1 protein-coding gene and 1 pseudogene are annotated in these 1,227 nt (G+C 70.7%); both read right to left on the bottom strand.

Features of this window, described 5'->3' with window-relative positions; genetic code table 11:
* Positions 1-535, bottom strand: a 535-nt coding sequence (locus tag AC5RV2_RS18165) for a thiamine-phosphate kinase (protein ID WP_494093487.1), incomplete at its 3' end; no start/stop codon positions are given.
* 24 nt (positions 536-559) lie between these two features.
* Positions 560-1,227: pseudogene (locus AC5RV2_RS18160) on the bottom strand (ABC transporter); the annotation flags it as partial.

The following is a 1,227-nucleotide window of genomic DNA, read 5'->3' as shown; positions in this document are numbered from 1 at the left end:
GCGCGCCGCTGCGCAGGACCGGACTGCGGCCTTCGAGATCGCCGGTAACGGCAGCCGTGACCACGAGCGCGTCGCCGCGGCCAAGATCACCGCCGACGACGGAGCACCGGTCCGCTCCCAGTTTCCGCATCGCATCGGCCACGCCGTCGGCCAGGCTCTCGACCCACGCCACCGGCGTCGCACCGGGCAGGGTCAGGCTGATGACCAGTGACGTCGGCACGGCTCCCATGGCATTGATGTCCGAGAGGTTCTGCGCCACGGACTTCCATCCGACGTCGTAGCCCGTCGTCCGGTACCCGGAGGGCCACTCAAGCCGGAAGTCCTGATCCTGGACCAACGTATCGATCGAGATGACGGTTCGGGCATCGGGTGCCTCGATCACGGCAGCGTCATCGCCCGGGCCGACCGGGACGCGGACGGGGCCGAGACGCGGGAAAATCCTGTCCAGAAGCGAGCCTTCGTCCAGATCGTTGACAGTCAGTTCAGCGGCCAATCTTTGCGTTCTCCCTTGTATCTCGTCTGGTGCCGGCTCCATGGCCCCGCGGTTTCCCCCGGGATGTCATTCGCCCGACGCCGTCAGCACTGCCCGCCTGAAGTCCCGGTGCCGGGCCACTGCCTCTTCGACCGGCCGGACCACCCGCTCTTCCGCCACCCGCGCAACCGAGTCGCGGAGCCGCCGTCGCGCCTTTGTGGCCCTGGCGCGGGCCACGAATCGTGCGATCACGCCCGATGCCAGCGCCAGCACCACCCCGGCGAGGATCCCGGCGGCCAGCAACAAGGTCGGCACCGGGAAGCCTTCGACCGTGGGCGTCTCGGGGACCGCAAACTGCAGGTAACCCAGGGCGGCGATGCCAAGGAGCCAGAGCGCTCCGGCCAAGGCGGCGGCGAGGGCGAGCCACTGGAGCAGCCCGAAAACCGGCCACCACCACGACGCGCGGTCGGAGCGCAGGTCCGTGCCCACCAGGGCCTGGTCCAGGTCGTCCGGAAGCGTCTCCTCGGCGGATCGTGCTGCCCGGCGGATGGCCGCGCGCCAGGGGGCGTCGGCGCCTTCACCGGCGCGGTCGGCGAACTGACGGATAGCCTTGTCGGCCTGCGCCCGCTGGGCGGGACCCGGCGCCGGCATGGACGAGTGGTTCAGCAGCGGATTCACGTCCTTGCGGTCCAGGTTGAGCCGCTTGAGCGGGTCGCGGCGCAGCTTTCCGAGCCAGCGGACCGCCGGCCAGCCGG

This window comes from Arthrobacter sp. Y3225116, from assembly GCF_059091245.1.
Note: the sequence above shows the minus strand (reverse complement) of the source record. Positions and strands in the feature narration are given on the sequence as shown.